Annotated in this window: 8 protein-coding genes, 1 tRNA gene and 1 pseudogene; 4 read left to right on the forward strand and 6 right to left on the reverse strand. The window is 65.1% G+C overall.

Features of this window, described 5'->3' with window-relative positions; all coding sequences use genetic code 11:
* Positions 1–12 precede the first annotated feature (12 nt).
* Both fdhF and EDE12_RS18780 read right to left on the reverse strand, forming a co-directional pair.
* Positions 13–2,784: a formate dehydrogenase subunit alpha gene (gene fdhF, locus EDE12_RS18775; RefSeq protein WP_026599174.1), complete on the reverse strand. Its 2,772-nt coding sequence runs from the start codon at positions 2,782–2,784 to the stop codon at positions 13–15.
* Positions 2,785–2,806: 22 nt separating this feature from the next.
* Entirely contained in the window at positions 2,807–4,519 is a 1,713-nt protein-coding gene (locus EDE12_RS18780) for an NAD(P)H-dependent oxidoreductase subunit E (protein ID WP_026599175.1), read from the reverse strand.
* A gap of 271 nt (positions 4,520–4,790) precedes the next feature.
* Between EDE12_RS18780 and EDE12_RS18785 the strand changes: the two genes are divergently transcribed.
* A complete protein-coding gene (locus tag EDE12_RS18785; RefSeq protein ID WP_036291088.1) occupies positions 4,791–6,119 on the forward strand; it encodes an extracellular solute-binding protein in 1,329 nt (442 codons plus the stop codon).
* 255 nt (positions 6,120–6,374) lie between these two features.
* Here the strand turns inward: EDE12_RS18785 and EDE12_RS18790 are convergent, their stop codons facing one another.
* The 3 genes from EDE12_RS18790 to EDE12_RS18800 form a co-directional block, all read right to left on the reverse strand.
* Positions 6,375–8,939 carry a polynucleotide kinase-phosphatase gene (locus tag EDE12_RS18790; RefSeq protein WP_026599176.1) on the reverse strand — a complete coding sequence of 855 codons (2,565 nt, stop codon included), beginning with the start codon at positions 8,937–8,939 and terminating at the stop codon, positions 6,375–6,377.
* The gene (locus EDE12_RS18795; protein ID WP_026599177.1) at positions 8,936–10,312 is read right to left on the reverse strand and encodes a 3' terminal RNA ribose 2'-O-methyltransferase Hen1; all 1,377 of its coding nucleotides are present in this window, start codon (positions 10,310–10,312) and stop codon (positions 8,936–8,938) included. The genes EDE12_RS18790 and EDE12_RS18795 overlap by 4 nt, the downstream gene beginning before the upstream one ends.
* A gap of 779 nt (positions 10,313–11,091) precedes the next feature.
* A tRNA-Thr gene (locus EDE12_RS18800) sits at positions 11,092–11,167 on the reverse strand.
* Between the two features lie 280 nt (positions 11,168–11,447).
* On the opposite strand from EDE12_RS18800, the gene EDE12_RS18805 reads away from it, so the two are divergent.
* From EDE12_RS18805 to EDE12_RS22340, 3 genes and pseudogenes are all read left to right on the forward strand, one after another.
* Positions 11,448–12,395 carry a UDP-glucuronic acid decarboxylase family protein gene (locus tag EDE12_RS18805; protein WP_024880767.1) on the forward strand — a complete coding sequence of 316 codons (948 nt, stop codon included), beginning with the start codon at positions 11,448–11,450 and terminating at the stop codon, positions 12,393–12,395.
* Between the two features lie 149 nt (positions 12,396–12,544).
* Complete coding sequence (locus tag EDE12_RS18810) at positions 12,545–13,642, forward strand: helix-turn-helix transcriptional regulator (RefSeq protein ID WP_051592530.1); 1,098 nt, start codon at positions 12,545–12,547, stop codon at positions 13,640–13,642.
* Between the two features lie 136 nt (positions 13,643–13,778).
* Positions 13,779–13,988: pseudogene (locus EDE12_RS22340) on the forward strand (transposase); the annotation flags it as partial.
* Positions 13,989–14,087: 99 nt separating this feature from the next.
* On the opposite strand, the gene accC reads toward EDE12_RS22340, so the two are convergent.
* Positions 14,088–15,446 (reverse strand): acetyl-CoA carboxylase biotin carboxylase subunit, encoded by a 1,359-nt coding sequence (accC, locus tag EDE12_RS18820; protein WP_026599179.1) that lies wholly within the window; start codon positions 15,444–15,446, stop codon positions 14,088–14,090.
* Positions 15,447–15,449 lie beyond the last annotated feature (3 nt).

Genomic DNA, 15,449 nt, shown 5'->3' on the forward strand with positions numbered 1-15,449 from the left:
GCGGGCGTCGCCTTACTCTGCGGCGTTCTGCGCCAACGCCGGCCGAACCCGCGCCGCGCAGAATTTGAACTCCGGAATCTTGCCGAAGGGATCGAGCGCCGGATTGGTCAGCAGATTGGCGGCCGCTTCCGCATAGCAGAAGGGCATGAAAACGAAGTTCTCCGGCACATCGCGGTCGGCGCGCACCTTGACCTCGATCGCGCCTCGGCGCGTCTCCAGCAGGATGAAGTCTCCGGCTGCGAGCCCCATCCGCCGCATGTCCTTGGGCGTCATGAACGCGGTCGCCTCGGGCTCGATCTCGTCCAGCGTGCCGGCGCGGCGCGTCATCGAGCCCGTGTGCCAATGCTCGAGCACGCGGCCCGTCGACAACACCATCGGATAGTCTGCATCCGGCAATTCGTCCGGCGGCGACACATTGGCTGGCACGATCTTGCCGCGCCCGCTCGCCGTCGGAAAGCCTGATGCAAAGATGATCTCATTGCCGGGCTGATCCGGCGCATCGACCGGATAGGTCACGGCGCCCTCGCGCTCTAGCCGCTCCCAGGTAATATTATTCAGCGACGGCATCGTCCTCACCATTTCGGCGAAAATCTCCGAGGGGCCGGAATAGCTCCAGTCGCAGCCGAGGCGCTTCGCCACCTCCTGAATGATCCACCAGTCCTGACGCGCGTCGCCCGGCGGCGGCACCACCGCGCGCGCCATCTGGACGCGACGATCCGTATTGGTGAAGGTCCCCGTCTTTTCGGCGAAGGCGGAAGCCGGAAGAATGACGTCGGCGTGGAAGGCCGTCTCCGTGACAAAGAGGTCCTGCACGACGAGATGCTCGAGCTTGGCGAGCGCGGCGCGCGCATGATTGAGGTCCGGGTCAGACATAGCCGGATTCTCGCCCTCGATATACATGCCGCGGATTTCATCGGCGTGAATCGCATTCATGATCTCGACGACGGTCAGCCCGCGCTTGGGATCGAGCTTTTGCCCCCAGAGCTCCTCGAAGAATTCGCGCACCTCGGCCTTCTCGACCGATTGATAATCCGGATAGACCATCGGGATGATGCCCGCATCCGACGCGCCCTGCACATTGTTCTGGCCGCGCAGCGGATGCAGGCCGGTCCCGGGCCGGCCGACCTGTCCAGTGACGAGCGCCAGCGCGATCAGGCAGCGCACATTGTCCGTTCCGTGGACATGCTGGCTGACGCCCATGCCCCAGAAGATGATGGAGGAACGCGAGGTCGCATAAGCGCGCGCCACCTCCTTGATGGTTTGCGCGTCGATCCCGCAAACATCCTGCATCTTCTCGGGCGGAAAATCGACGATGCGCTGGCGCAGCTCCTCGTAATTTTCCGTGTAGCCGGCGATATATTGCTCGTCGGTCAGGCCTTCCGTGATGATCGTATGCAGCATCGCGTTGAGCAGCGCCACATCCGCGCCGGGCTTGAACGAAAGATGCTTCCATGCGTGGCGCGACAAGGGCTGGCGGCGCGGGTCCATGACCACGAGCTTGGCGCCGCGCTTCGCCGCATTTTTGATGAAGCTCGCGGCGACCGGATGATTGCTCGTCGGATTAGAGCCGATGACGACGATGAGCTCGGCGTCGAGCGCCGCTATGAAGGGCGCCGTCGTCGCGCCGGAGTTCAGTCCCTCAATCAGCGCGGCGACGGAGGAGGCGTGGCAGAGGCGCGTGCAGTGATCGACGTTGTTGGAGCCGAATCCCGTGCGCACGAGCTTTTGGAACAGATAGGCCTCTTCATTCGAGCCCTTGGCCGAGCCGAAGCCGGCGAGCGCTTTCGAGCCATGCGCATCGCGCACGCGGGCGAGTCCTGCCGACGCCGCGTCCAGCGCCTCTTCCCAGCTCGCCTCGCGGAAATGGGTGAAGGGATTGGCCGGGTCCACCTGAGCGTCCGCGCTCTTCGGTGCGTTCGGCAGACGAATGAGCGGCTTGGTCAGGCGATGCGGGTGATGAATGTAATCGAAGCCGAAGCGCCCCTTCACGCAGAGGCGATTATGGTTCGCCGGGCCGTTCTTGCCCTCGGCATAGACGATGCGATCGTCCTTGACCTGATAGGAGACCTGACAGCCGACGCCGCAGAAGGGACAGAGCGAATCGACCGTGCGGTCGGGATGGAACTTGCGCTGCTGCGTGGCGTCGTCGATCAGCGCCGCCGGCATCAATGCGCCGGTCGGGCAGGCCTGCACGCATTCGCCGCAAGCGACGCAGGTGGATTCGCCCATCGGATCGTCGAAATCGAAGACGATCTTCGAATGATGATTGCGATAGGCGACGCCGATCACATCATTGACCTGTATCTCGCGGCATCCGCGCACGCAGAGACCGCATTGGATGCAGGCGTCGAGATTGACGCGCATGGCGGGATGGCTCGCGTCTCCCTCCCAGCGCTCCGCCGCGGGGAAACGGCTCGTCGTCACGCCGCTCTTCTCCGCCCAGATCCAGAGCTTGGATGAAGGATCATGCGTCGTCTCACGCGGCGGCTGATCAGCGACGATCAGCTCCATCACCATCTTACGCGCCGTGACGGCGCGGGCGCTCTGCGTCTCTACCTTCAATCCCGCGGTCGGCTTGCGCATACAGGAGGCTGCGAGCACGCGCTCCCCTTTGATCTCGACCATGCAGGCGCGGCAATTGCCGTCCGGGCGATAATCGGGCTCGGGCGAGAAGCAAAGATGCGGGATTTCCGTTCCGACCCGCTTGGCCACCTGCCAGATCGTCTCGCCGGGCGCGGCTTCGACCGTCTGGCCGTCGAGCTCGAAAGAAATTTTGTCGGTCATCGCTTCCATCCGAAAAGATCGCTCACTCGGCCGCCTGCCGCGGCTCGATCATGGGCCCGAAATAGCGGATCACGCTCATCAGAGGATTGGAGGCGGCCTGCCCCAGGCCGCAGATCGAGGCGTCCCGCATCGTCTGAGACAATTCGGCGAGCAGCGCCTCGTCCCATATCGGGCGCTCCATCAGCTTCACGGCCTTCGCCGTGCCGACGCGGCAGGGCGTGCATTGCCCGCAGCTCTCGTCCTCGAAGAAGCGCATGAGATTGATCGACACGTCGCGTATGTCGTCCTTGTCAGAGAGCACGACGACGGCGGCGGAGCCGATGAAGCAGCCATATTCCTCGAGCTTGCCGAAATCGAGCGGGATATCCCCCATGGAGGCCGGCAGAATGCCGCCCGATGCGCCGCCCGGCAGATAGGCCGCGAAGCTATGGCCCTCGGCCATGCCGCCGCAGCATTCGTCGATGAGCTCGCGAATGGTGAGGCCGGCGGGCGCGAGCTTCATGCCCGGCTCCTTGACGCGGCCGGAGACGGAATAGCTGCGCAGGCCCTTGGAGCCGTTGCGGCCCTGGCTGGCCCACCAATCGGCGCCCTTCTCCAGAATGTCGCGCATCCAATAGAGCGTCTCGACATTGTTGATGAGCGTCGGACGGCCGAAAAGGCCGACCTGGAATGGAAAAGGCGGCTTTTGCCGCGGCAGCCCGCGTTTGCCTTCGACGCTCTCGATGAGCGAAGATTCTTCGCCGCAGATGTAAGCGCCGGCGCCGCGGCGCAGATGAACCTGCGGGCCGCCCGGCGGAAGCTTGGCGATCTCGCGCCGCAGAATTTCATGGATCGCCGGATATTCGTCGCGCAGATAGATATAGACGTCGGTGACGTCGACGACATGCGCGCCGATCAGCATCCCTTCGAGGAAACGATGCGGATCGCGCTCGAGATAAAAGCGATCCTTGAATGTGCCCGGCTCGCCCTCGTCGCCATTGACGCACATGAGGCGCGGCCCCTTCTCGGCCCTCACCGACCGCCATTTACGGCCCGTCGGAAAACCGGCGCCGCCGAGACCGCGCAGACCCGAATGATCGAGACCGTCGAGGACCGCATCGACACTGAATTCGCCCGTACGGATTTTCGCCAACAGCGCATAGCCGCCCGCCGCGACATAGGCGTCATAGCCGATGTAGTCGGGAATATCGGGATGGGTGTGGCCATGCTCGGCCGCGTGCAGCACTGTCTCGGTCTTCGCCGCATCGACGAAATAATGACCGACCTCGGCGACCGGCGCCGTGTCGCAGCGGCCGACGCATGGCACGCGCACGACGCGAATATCTGGGCCAGCCTTCGCCTGCAATTCGGCGAACAGCCGCTCCGAGCCGTGAATCATGCAGGAGACCGACTCGCAGACCCGGATGGTGATCGACGGAATTTTCGGATCGCCCTCCTTCACCACGTCGAAATGCGCGTAGAATGTCGCCGTCTCGAAAACCTCGGCGAAGGAGAGGCCCATCTCATCGGCGAGGCTGGCGAGATGCGCGGCGGAAATCTGCTGATAGCGATCCTGAATGAAATGCAGATATTCGATCAGAAGATCGCGCTGGCGCGATCTGTCGCCCAGCAGCTCGGCGATCTCATGCGCGGCGTCGGGGTCGATCTGACGACCCTTCGGCGTCGCGCGGCCCCGGCGACGCCCCGCGCCGGGATGCTCGAATTTGAGAACGTCATGGACGTCATGCTTGCTCACGCCGTTAGCCCTTTTTCGAAATTGAGAGCATCGCTCTCGGCCGCTCTTCCGCAATCGATTGTCGTACGGTCGCAGCGAAGCCGCCGCGGAGAGCGGCCGATTGGGGATCTATATACACGCATTACATGTCGAGTCTTAGCAAGTTTTTTGGGCGGCTGCCGTTAGAATCGGCGCCATCCGCCTATTTTCACCACCTCTGTCTATATTGACTTTCAATGCTGCGCTGCAATATCTCTATAAACATGTAAAATGAACATATAGCGAGGCTCCTATGGCGTTGTTCTCCTCCTCCCCGACCCGCCGGAGCTTGCTCATCGGCGCTGCGCCCGCGGCGTTCGCTCTCACTTGCAGCCTGTCGCCGCGTGCGCGCGCCGATAATGCCCCGCTCATCGTGGTGACCAGCTTTCCCGAAGAGCTCACGACGCGATACGAGCGGGAGTTCGAACGACGATACCCGGAGGCCCATGTCCAATTCGTCTGGAAGCACTCACGCGACGCTCTCGCTCTGTTGAGTGGACCAGACCAGGGAGGCGTCGACGTCTATTGGGCGCCTTCTCCCAACTTCCCCCTTCTACGTGATCAGGGAGCGCTCCGCCCGATCGCCGTCGATCGCGCGGTCCTGCCGGGGCGCGTCGGCAATCAGCCGCTGTCGGATCCGTCCGGGACGTACGAGGCCTACGACCTCGCAGGCTACGGCTTCGCGCTCAATCCGTCTCTGCTTCGGGAGCGCGGCCTGCCCGAGCCGAAAAGCTGGGGCGATCTCGCCTCGCCTATTTTTGCCGACCAAATCGTCGCTCCCGTTCCGAGCAAGGTCGGATTTGCGCCGGCTTTATATGACGTCATCTTGCAAGCAGAGGGCTGGGAGCGCGGCTGGGCGATCGTGAGCGAGCTCGTCGCCAATGCTCGCCTCGTTGCGCACGGGCGCGGCCCCACCGCCTCGGTCGAGGAGAGCGAAGCGCCGATCGGACTGACGATCGATTTCCTGGCGCTCTCGGCTCGCGCCAATGGCGCGCCGATCGCCTTCGCTTATCCAGCGCGCACCGCATTTCTGCCGAGCAATATCGCCGTCACCTCGTCGACCCGGAAATTCGATACGGCGAAGGCCTTCGTCGACTTCGTCCTCTCCTGCGACGGACAGAAAATATTGCTGGAAGCGGACAGCGTACGGCATCCGGCGCGTCCCGACGCCTATCGTCGGACCGGGAGCGAGGCTCTCATCAATCCTTTCGACCTGCGCAGCGAGAATATTTTCGACTATGACTTCGACCTCGGGCGCCATCGGCCGGGGATCGTTCGTGCGCTATTCGACATCGCCTTCGCGACGCGCCATGCCGAGGTGACGTCGCTCTGGCGGTCTATCCATGACGCAGAGACTCGGCTCGGCAATGCGACAGGAAGAGAAGCTGAGCGAATCGCCGAGGCGCGTCGCCTCGCCGGTTCGGTTCCTGTTTCCACTCGCCAAGCCGATCGTGCGGAATATCTCGCGCAATTCGCAGGTCGCGATGCGCCGGATGCGGAGATTCTGGAGCGATGGAACGCCGAGCTCGCCGCTTCGAGAGCGACAGCGATGGCGTTGCTGCACGCCCCATTGCCCGGTTGAATAATAGCATCCCATCTTGATGGGGCAGCGCACTCTAGCGCGCCGATATGTCGGCGAGGATAAACTTCATAGTCGCGCCCGCGTAGCGCTCGAACGTCTGTGTTCGGGCGATCCGACGCGACGAATGTCCGCGAAATCCAGGGAAAGCGGCCCCTCTGGTCGTCCGCGACGAGTGACGGCTTATGGCGCATCTTGGACAACATTACCCATAAAAAAGCGACGTGAGAGTAGCCCCCGCGTTGGAAACCCTGTAATTCAGAGCCTCGTATCGATCGGCTCGCTCTCCAGCGCGAGGATCGCGAAAACGCATTCATGGGTCTTGCGCAAGGGCGCGCCGGCGGTAAAGCGCGTCAGGGCTTCATGACCGAGCGCGAATTCGCGCAGGGCGTTGGTCCTTTTGGCGCCGAGGCCGCGTTGGCGTAGGCGTTCGAGATGTTCCGGCAGGTCATATTCCGGGCCGTAGATGATGCGCAGATATTCCGGGCCGCGCACTTTCAGCGCCGGCTGGATCGGCCCCTTGGCGCCGCGCGCGACGAAGTCTCGCGGCTTCACGACCATGCCTTCGCCACCCGATTCCGTCAGCTCCTCCCACCAGCGCGCCGCCGCCTCGCAGGCCGAGGCGTTGTCCAGAGCGAGGCGGAGCCAGCGGGTCGTCGTGACATTCTGCGCGCTGGACGCAGCCAATGTCTCGGCGATCGACATGTGCCAGAGATGATCCTTGTCGAAATGCGTCGCGCCTTCGCTCGCCAGCAGATGGAACGGGGCGACGCGCAGATCGTCGAGCGAGCGAACCGGCCAGACATAGGGCTTCCATGCCTCGCCATAGCGCGCGGCTTTTTCGGCGCGGATCGCGAGCCGATCGCGCAGGGCATCGGCAGGAACGCCGCGAGCGGCGGCGCGCGCGGCGGCGTCATGGGCGAGGGCGAGCCCGGAGTGGCTCGCGGCGGCTACAGGCGCATATTGCTGGTCGATCAGCGCCGAGGCCTTGGCGGACCAGGGCATGATCTCCGCATCGAACAGGAGCCAATCGGTCGAGAGCGTCTCCCAGAGGCGCGCGGTGTCGCAGGCGGCGCGCAGCTGCGCGAGCAATGCCTCGCATTCGGCGGCGTCCGCGAAAAAGGCGCGGCCCGAGCGCGTCCAGATCTGGCCGCTCTCGCCGGAGAGGACGCCGAAGCGGCGCCGCGCCACATCGACGTCGCGGCAGAGCGCGATGACGGCGCGCGAGCCCATGTGCTTTTCCTCGAGCACGACTTCCCTTTGGCCGCGCTCGCGGAAAAAGGCGAAGGCTTCCTCCGGTCGCTCGAGAAAGCCGTCGCGCGCGCTCGTCTCCACCGGCGACATGGTCGGCGGGAGATAGACGAGCCATTGCGGCGCGAGGGCGAAACGGCTCATCGCTTCGAGCGCCGCCGCCGAATTCTCCTCGGCTATCGGAATGCGGCGCAGCAGCGTCGTGTCGATCCATCGCCGTCCCGACACATCGGCATGATCGAGAAGCCGATCCGCCTCGGCCTGCAAGGCGGTCTCCGGCGCGGCGACGAACGGGCGCGCCGGTTCGCAATAGACGCGCGCCGCCGGAACCTCGACCAGTTCCCGCTCCGGCCAGCGCAGTGCGGTGAGCTTGCCGCCGAAGATGCAGCCCGTGTCGACGCAGATCGTGTTGTTGACCCATTCCGCATCCGGCGTCGGCGTATGGCCATAGACGATTGCCGAGCGGCCGCGATAATTCGCAGCCCAATCGAGCCGCACCGGCAGGCCGAACTCATCCGTCTCGCCCGTCGTCTCTCCGAACAGAGCGAATTCGCGGACGGCAGGCGAGCCGCGACCGATCATCTCCTCCTTCAGCCCAGCATGGGCGACGGCGAGCTTGCCGCCGTCGAGCCAATAATGACTGCGGAGATCCGCGAGGAAAGTCTTCACGCGCTCCCGGAACTCGCCCGGCTCCTCGGCGAGCTGATCGATCGACTCCTGAAGCCCATGGCCGACCGTGACCTTTCGGCCTTCGAGCCAGCGCGACAATTTGCGGTCATGATTGCCCTGCACCACATAGGCGACGCCTGCCTCCTGCGCAGCCATGGCGAGGCGCAGCACGCCCGGAACATCCGGACCGCGATCGACCAGATCGCCGACGAAGACCAGCTTGCGGCCATGCGGGGCCGAAACGGCGACGGCGTCGCCATCGCCCTCGACGACATAGCCGAGCGCTTCGAGCAGCCGCCGCAATTCGTCGTGGCAGCCATGCACGTCGCCGATCACATCGAAGGGGCCGACATCGTCGCGCTTGTCGGTCCACATGGGGCGGCGCTCGACGACCGCCGCCTCGACCGCCGCGACCGAAGACAGCTTCCAGATCTGCCGAAAGCCTTCATTGGCGAGGCCGCGCAGGCCGCGATGAATCTCCTGGATCATGCGCTGCGGCACGCCGGGGCCGAAGTCGCGATCCGGCCGCGTCTTGTTGCGCTCGATGCAGACGTCGAGGCCTGGATCGACGACGATCGCCACGGGCAGCGCATGCCAGCGGCGCGCGAGCTCGACCCAGGACTTGCGATCGGCGGCGCGCACATTGGTCGCGTCGATCACCGCGAGGCGGCGGTTCTTCAGCCTTTTCTCGGCAATGGCGGCAACGAGCGCGAAAGCGTCGGCCGACGCCGATTGGTCGGTCTCGTCATCGCAGACGAGACCGCGGCAATGATCCGACGAGATCACCTCCGTCGGCTTGAACCAGCGCGACGCAAAGCTCGATTTGCCCGCGCCCGTCGCGCCGATCAGCACGACGAGGCAGAAATCGGGAATGTCCAGGAGAGTCGGAAGAGGCGCATTCATCTCGAGAACACCGCGACCTGAGTGACGGGGCCGAGGTCCGGGTGCTCCTCGCCTATGCCGGACAAAGCGACCGAATAGCCCCGGCTTTCGGCGATGGCTCGCGCCCAATCGTGAAATTGCGCGCGGGTCCATTCGAAGCGATGATCGGGATGGCGGAAGGCGCCGGCGGGCAGAGAAGCGAACAAAGCGTTATATTCGGCGTTCGGCGTCGTCACGATCACGGTCTTCGGATGCGCTGCGCCGAAGACGATCTCGACCAAAGTCGGCAGACGGTCGGCGTCGAGATGCTCGATCACCTCGACGAGGGCGACGGCGTCGACATCGGCCCAGCGCGCGTCGCGATAGGTGAGCGCGCCATGCAGCAGGCTCACGCGCTCCATGGAGGGGCCGCCGGCGCGATCGAGCTTCAGCCGCTCCCTGGCGCGCTCCAACGCGCGGGTGGAAGCGTCGAGGCCGATCACTCGCTCGAAGCTGCGCTCTTTGACCAGCCGTTGCAGCAGCCGGCCTTCTCCGCAGCCGAGATCGGCGACGCGCCGCGCGCCCGCCTCCTTCAACAGCCCGATGACGGCGTCGAGCCGCCGATCGTGCAGACGCAGCGGCGCTTCGAGCGCCTCTTCGCGCGGCTGCGTCTTTTCGTCCTCGGGACCGTCCTCATTCTCGGCTTCCGGCGCAAGACGCGCGAGGGCAGCGCGCGCGAGGCTGCGGCGGTTCTTCAAAAAGCGCCGCGCGATCGTCTCCCGCTCGGGATGCGCGGCGAGCCAGGCGCCGCCTTTGGCGACGAGCTTCTCCACCTCGTCGTCGCCGACCCAATAATGCTTGTCGGCGTCCATCGCCGGGATCAGCACATAGAGATGACCGAGCGCATCGGCGAGGCGCAGCGTCCCCGCGAGCCGCAGCTCGACATAGCGCGAAGGGGCGTCCGCCCCCTCGATGCGGCGCGCGTCCACGGTCCAGCCGAGCGGCCCGAAAAGGCGCTCCAGCAAATCGCCGTCGCGCGGCGCGGGCAGAGGCGCGACGACGATCTCGAGCGGGATCGCCGTCGCTGCCAGCTCCGGCCGCTCGCGCGAGACGCCGGTCATCGCCGTGCGGAACGCCTTGTTGAGCGCGACGGAGAGGAAGGACGACGCCGCATAGGGACGGTCGTTGACATATTGATCCGCGACCCCTTCGGCGCCGCCGCGGCCGCGCACGAGTGCGACCGGATCGAGGTCGAGGATCAGCGCCGCCTCGCAGCGTTCCGCCTCGGCCTGCGGGAAAAACACGGTTCCGCGTCCAAAGGAAAGCTCGATGTCATGGGCGCGATCGGGATGCTTCATCAGCAAAAAGCCGAGATCGGTGGCCGGCGCATGCGTGGTGGCGATGGACAAATACATGACGGATATCGAGCTTGCTCGGCAATGTGTTCGGCGCGGAAGCCTATAGCAGGCGAGCTTCCGCTTGTCTCGGCCGAGGGCGGCGCTCGACGCCGATGACGCGCGGACCACCATGCCGATGGTCCACGATCTTGCGTCCAGGCGCCACCATGATGTATCAGTGTCACCATTGGACGGCGGTGTTGCCGGATAGGGTTTTTCGGTTGAATCAACATATTACGTGTCTATTGGTAGCGAGTCCCTCCTCCGCTACCACTCGTCCGCCGAACGGAATTCCTGAGCCGAAATCAAGTAGCCCTGACTCGTGACCGGGGTCCGTCGCCCATCGACGGGAGAGTCGGCGCCGGAGCCCACCATCAGGATCGGAACGCCGGAGATCAGGCCGTCGATATCGACGCCGGCGGGCACCCAGCATCGCGGCTCCGATGTAGTCAGATCTCGACTGGTCGCCCTCCTAGACGGGGATATCGAGATTGACCGTCTCGTCCACGAACTGGTCGCGGTAGGCCGGGGTCTCGGCGCCGCCGGACTTAACCGGACCTCCGCCGCGTCGCGATCGTGTCCGAATTTTTGGAGAATTACGCGAGGTCGCTCGCCTCGGTGCGGAAGGCGCCTGCGGGCCTCAGATGACAACCTCGCCGTCGAGCCATTCCGAATCGATCCGGAGAAAATCCGGGCACAATGGCAGCCCGAACCGGTCGGATTTTCCGACACGTTGCCCCACCGTTGCCCCAATTCCCATTGCCCCGGCAGAGCGTCGCGCTAACATATTGAAATATTGGTGCCGGTTGCAGGATTCGAACCCGCGACCTACTGATTACAAATCAGTTGCTCTACCAGCTGAGCTAAACCGGCCCCTCGACCGAACGGTTTGCGTTGCGGCGTCGGGCCTCTCTATACGCTGCCGTGTCGTTTCGGAAAAGAGCGCAGCCGCTGGCTCAGGCGGGCTTTCCGTTTCGAGTGAAATGCTCGAGCGCTCAAATTCACTCCGGGCGCCGGCGGCGTCTCACGGCCGTCGCGAGGGGGAAGCGGCGGCGTTGCGCGGCGCGGGTCGAGGTGCTATCTGAAACCGCAGCGCCGCCACGAATCGCAATTCGAGAACACGCTGTTTTTCGGGGCTATGCAGGGCGCTCGCATGGAAAGCCGCAGAATTCTCGTCACCGGTGGCGCTGGTTTTCTCGGGTCGCATCTTTGTGAGCGGCTGCTCGCCGCGGGACACGAGGTCCTCTGCGTCGATAATTTCTTCACCGGCCAGCGCAGAAACGTTCATCATCTGCTCGATCACAACAATTTCGAGCTGCTGCGCCACGACATAACCTTTCCGCTCTTCGTCGAGGTCGACGAGATCTATAATCTCGCCTGCCCCGCCTCGCCGATCCATTACCAATTCGATCCGGTGCAGACGACCAAGACCAGCGTGATCGGCGCGATCAACATGCTGGGCCTCGCCAAGCGGCTGAAGGTCAAGGTGTTTCAGGCGTCCACATCGGAGGTCTACGGCGACCCTTCCGTGCATCCGCAGCCGGAATCCTATTGGGGCAATGTCAATCCGCTGGGGCCGCGCGCCTGCTATGACGAAGGAAAGCGCTGCGCCGAGACCTTGTTCTTCGACTATCATCGGCAGCATAGACTGAAGATCAAGGTCGTGCGCATCTTCAATACTTACGGGCCGCGCATGCACGCCCGCGATGGGCGCGTCGTCTCCAATTTCATCGTGCAGGCGCTCAAGGGCGAGCCCATCACCATCTATGGCGAAGGCCAGCAGACGCGCTCCTTCTGCTATGTCGACGATCTCATCGGCGGCTTCACCGCGCTCATGGATTCGCCCGACGATATCGTCGGCCCCATCAACATCGGCAATCCGAATGAATTCACCATTCGGCAGCTCGCCGAGCAGGTGATCGACCTCACCGGCTCCTCCTCCAAGCTCGTCTTCGAGCCGCTGCCGGCGGACGATCCCAAGCAGCGCCGGCCGGATATTTCCGCGGCGGAGCGCCTGCTCGGCTGGGGACCGACAATTCAATTGCGCGAGGGGCTGCTGCGCACCATTGCTTATTTCGACGAGCTGCTGGGCGAGGCCTGAGCCGCGTTCTGACGGCGAGGCCGGGCGAGTAGCGACGATTTTCGGCGCACGCGCCGGCGTTATGAGAATGCGCGCGAGACCGTCTCATATTCAAAGCTGCGCGGCGGATATATTGCATCCATTGCTCGTTTCCGCCGCGGATTTTACCCATGCACAGATCAGCGCCGCCGCAATTCGAACGCCTGGCCGATCGCATTTACGAGGCCGCCGTCGTTCCGGAGCTGTGGCCGGAGGTGCTGGACGCCATCTCGACGCTCAGCGGCTCTTTCGGCGGCATTCTGTTCGCGGCCAATTCGCAATTCTCCGGCTGGACCGCCTCGCCGCGCATTGCGCCCATGTTCGCGGAATTCGTCGAGCAGGGATGGGCGGCGCGCAATCCGCGACCGGCGCGCGGGCTCTCCTTCGGCGCCGCGGGCTTCCTCAGCGACCATGAGATGTTCTCGCCCGAGGAAATGGACGCCGATCCGACCTACACCTATCTGCGGAGCCTCGGGCTCGGCTGGTGCGCCGGCCGGATCGCCGCCCCGCCCTCGGGCGACATGCTGATCTTCAGCTGGGAAAAGCGCTTCGTCGACGGCCCCTTCGATCGCGCCATGCTCGATGCGCTGGACACGATCGGCGGCCATCTCGCCCGCGCCGCGCTGATCTCCGCCCGGCTCGGCCTCGCGCGCGCGCGCGCCGCTGCGGAGACGATGCGCGCGCTCGGCCTGCCGGCGGCCGTGCTGTCGCGCGCGCATCGGCTACTGCTCGCCAATGATCTCTTCGCGCGCTTCGTGCCGTCGCTGGTGCAGGATCGGCGCGAGCGCGCCGTCATCGCCGATCCGCGCGCCGATGCGCTGTTCGCGCAGGCGCTCGCCCGGCTGCGCGTCGTCGGCGCGCCTGCCGGGGTGCAATCCCTGCCTGTGCCCGCTCGCGAGGGCGGGCCGCCGCTGGTCCTGCATCTCGCGCCGATCCGCGGCTCCGCTCAGGATGTGTTCGCGGCCGGCGAGCTGCTGCTGATCGTCACCGAGCTGACCATCGGCGCCGCGCCCAGCGCCGGCCTGCTGCAAGGACTGTTCGACCTCACCCCCGCAGAGGCGCGCGTCGCCCGCGCCATTGCGGCGGGCCGCGCCGCATCCGAGATCGCGCGGGAGCACGGCGTCTCGGGCGAGACCATTCGCTCGCAGTTGCGCGCCATCTTCGCCAAGACCGGCGTGTCGCGTCAGGTGGAGCTGGTGCGCCTGCTGTCGGGCGCGACGCTGCCCTGATCGCTTTTCCTCCATTCGTGGGATACGCCGAAAGCGCGACAGCTATAGGAGAGAATGCAGCATTCTCGCAGAAAGCGCGCGCGACGCGCTTCAGCGCACGAGACGGCGTGCGGAGACCCTCGTGATCGACGGCCGGCTGGACCATGGCGAATGGGCGCTCTGCGCGGGCTTCGTTATCGAGACGGGGACTAAGCGCGGGCGGCCGCCGCGCGACCACCGCCGCGTCATGGACGGCGTGCTGTGGATCGCGCGGACGGGAAGCGCCTGGCGCGATCTGCCGCCGCACTATGGCAATTGGAGCACGGTCTACCGGCAGTTTCTGCGCTGGTCGGACGCCGGCCAATGGCGCCTGCTGCGCGAGGCGGCGAAAGCCGCCGGCAGCGCGGAGCTGGAGACCGCGCTCGCCGCCGTTTGCGCTCTGCCCGGCCGCCGCAAGGCGCGCTGATCAGAAGCTCGGGTCTATGCCGCCCGTCGCCAGAAAATGCTCGAGCCAGTGGATGTCATAGACGCCATTCTGCACATCGGCGTTGCGCACCAGCGTGCGGAACAGCGGCAGCGTCGTATCCACGCCGTCGATGATGAACTCGTCCAGCGAGCGCCGCAGCCGCATCAGCGCCTCGGTGCGGTTGCGGCCGTGGACGATGAGCTTGCCGATCAGCGAATCGTAATTGGGCGGGATCGTATAGCCCTGATAGGCGGAGGAATCGACGCGCACGCCGACGCCGCCCGGCGGATGGTAATAGGCGATGCGTCCCGGCGAGGGCCGAAAGCTCGACGGATGCTCGGCGTTCACGCGGCATTCGATCGCATGGCCCCAGAACCAGATATCCTCCTGCCGCAGCGACAAGGGCGAGCCGGCGGCGACGCGGATCTGCTCGCTGACGAGATCGACGCCGGTCACGGCTTCCGTCACCGGATGCTCGACCTGGATGCGCGTGTTCATCTCGATGAAATAGAAGGAGCCATTCTCGTAGAGAAACTCGATCGTTCCCGCGCCGGCATAATGCATCTCGCGCATCGCCTTGGCGCAGATCTCGCCGATCTCGCCGCGCTGCTCGTCATTGAGCGCGGGCGAAGGGCTCTCCTCCCACACCTTTTGGTGCCGGCGCTGCAGCGAACAATCGCGCTCGCCGAGATGGATCGCCTGCCCCTTGCCGTCGCCGAAAATCTGAATCTCGATATGGCGCGGCTTGTCGAGATATTTCTCGAGATAGACGGTGTCGTCGCCGAAGGCGGCCTTGGCCTCGGCGCGCGCGGTGGCGATGGCGGAATGCAGCTCGGCCTCGCTGCGGGCGACTTTCATGCCGCGGCCGCCGCCGCCGGAGGCCGCCTTCACCAGCACCGGATAGCCGATCTTCGCGGCGACCTTCGCGCCCTCTTTCCCATCGGTGATGGGGCCGTCGGAGCCCGGCACGCAGGGAATGCCGAGACGCCTCGCGGTCGCCTTGGCCTCGATCTTGTCGCCCATCAGGCGGATATGCTCGGCCTTGGGGCCGATGAAGGTGAGGCCGTGCTCGGAGACGATCTCGGCGAAACGGGCGTTCTCCGAGAGAAAGCCATAGCCCGGATGCACAGCGTCGGCGCCGGTGATCTCGCAGGCCGAGAGCAGCGCCGGAATGTTGAGATAGGATTCGCGCGCCGCCGGCGGCCCGATGCAGACCGATTCGTCGGCGAGCTTCACATGCATGGCGTCGGCGTCCGCCGTGGAATGCACGGCCACGGTGGCGATGCCGAGCTCCTTGGCGGCGCGCAGAATGCGAAGCGCGATCTCGCCGCGATTGGCGATGAGGATTTTGTCGAACATGGG

The sequence above is a fragment of the Methylosinus sp. sav-2 genome (assembly GCF_004366495.1).
GTDB lineage: Bacteria > Pseudomonadota > Alphaproteobacteria > Rhizobiales > Beijerinckiaceae > Methylosinus.

Coding starts and splice junctions, on each gene's coding strand:
- fdhF (WP_026599174.1), bottom strand. CDS start 2,784: ATGACCGACAAAATTTCTTTCGAGCTCGACGGCCAGACGGTCGAAGCC.
- EDE12_RS18785 (WP_036291088.1), top strand. CDS start 4,791: ATGGCGTTGTTCTCCTCCTCCCCGACCCGCCGGAGCTTGCTCATCGGC.
- EDE12_RS18790 (WP_026599176.1), bottom strand. CDS start 8,939: ATGAATGCGCCTCTTCCGACTCTCCTGGACATTCCCGATTTCTGCCTC.
- EDE12_RS18795 (WP_026599177.1), bottom strand. CDS start 10,312: ATGTATTTGTCCATCGCCACCACGCATGCGCCGGCCACCGATCTCGGC.
- EDE12_RS18805 (WP_024880767.1), top strand. CDS start 11,448: ATGGAAAGCCGCAGAATTCTCGTCACCGGTGGCGCTGGTTTTCTCGGG.
- EDE12_RS18810 (WP_051592530.1), top strand. CDS start 12,545: ATGCACAGATCAGCGCCGCCGCAATTCGAACGCCTGGCCGATCGCATT.
- accC (WP_026599179.1), bottom strand. CDS start 15,446: ATGTTCGACAAAATCCTCATCGCCAATCGCGGCGAGATCGCGCTTCGC.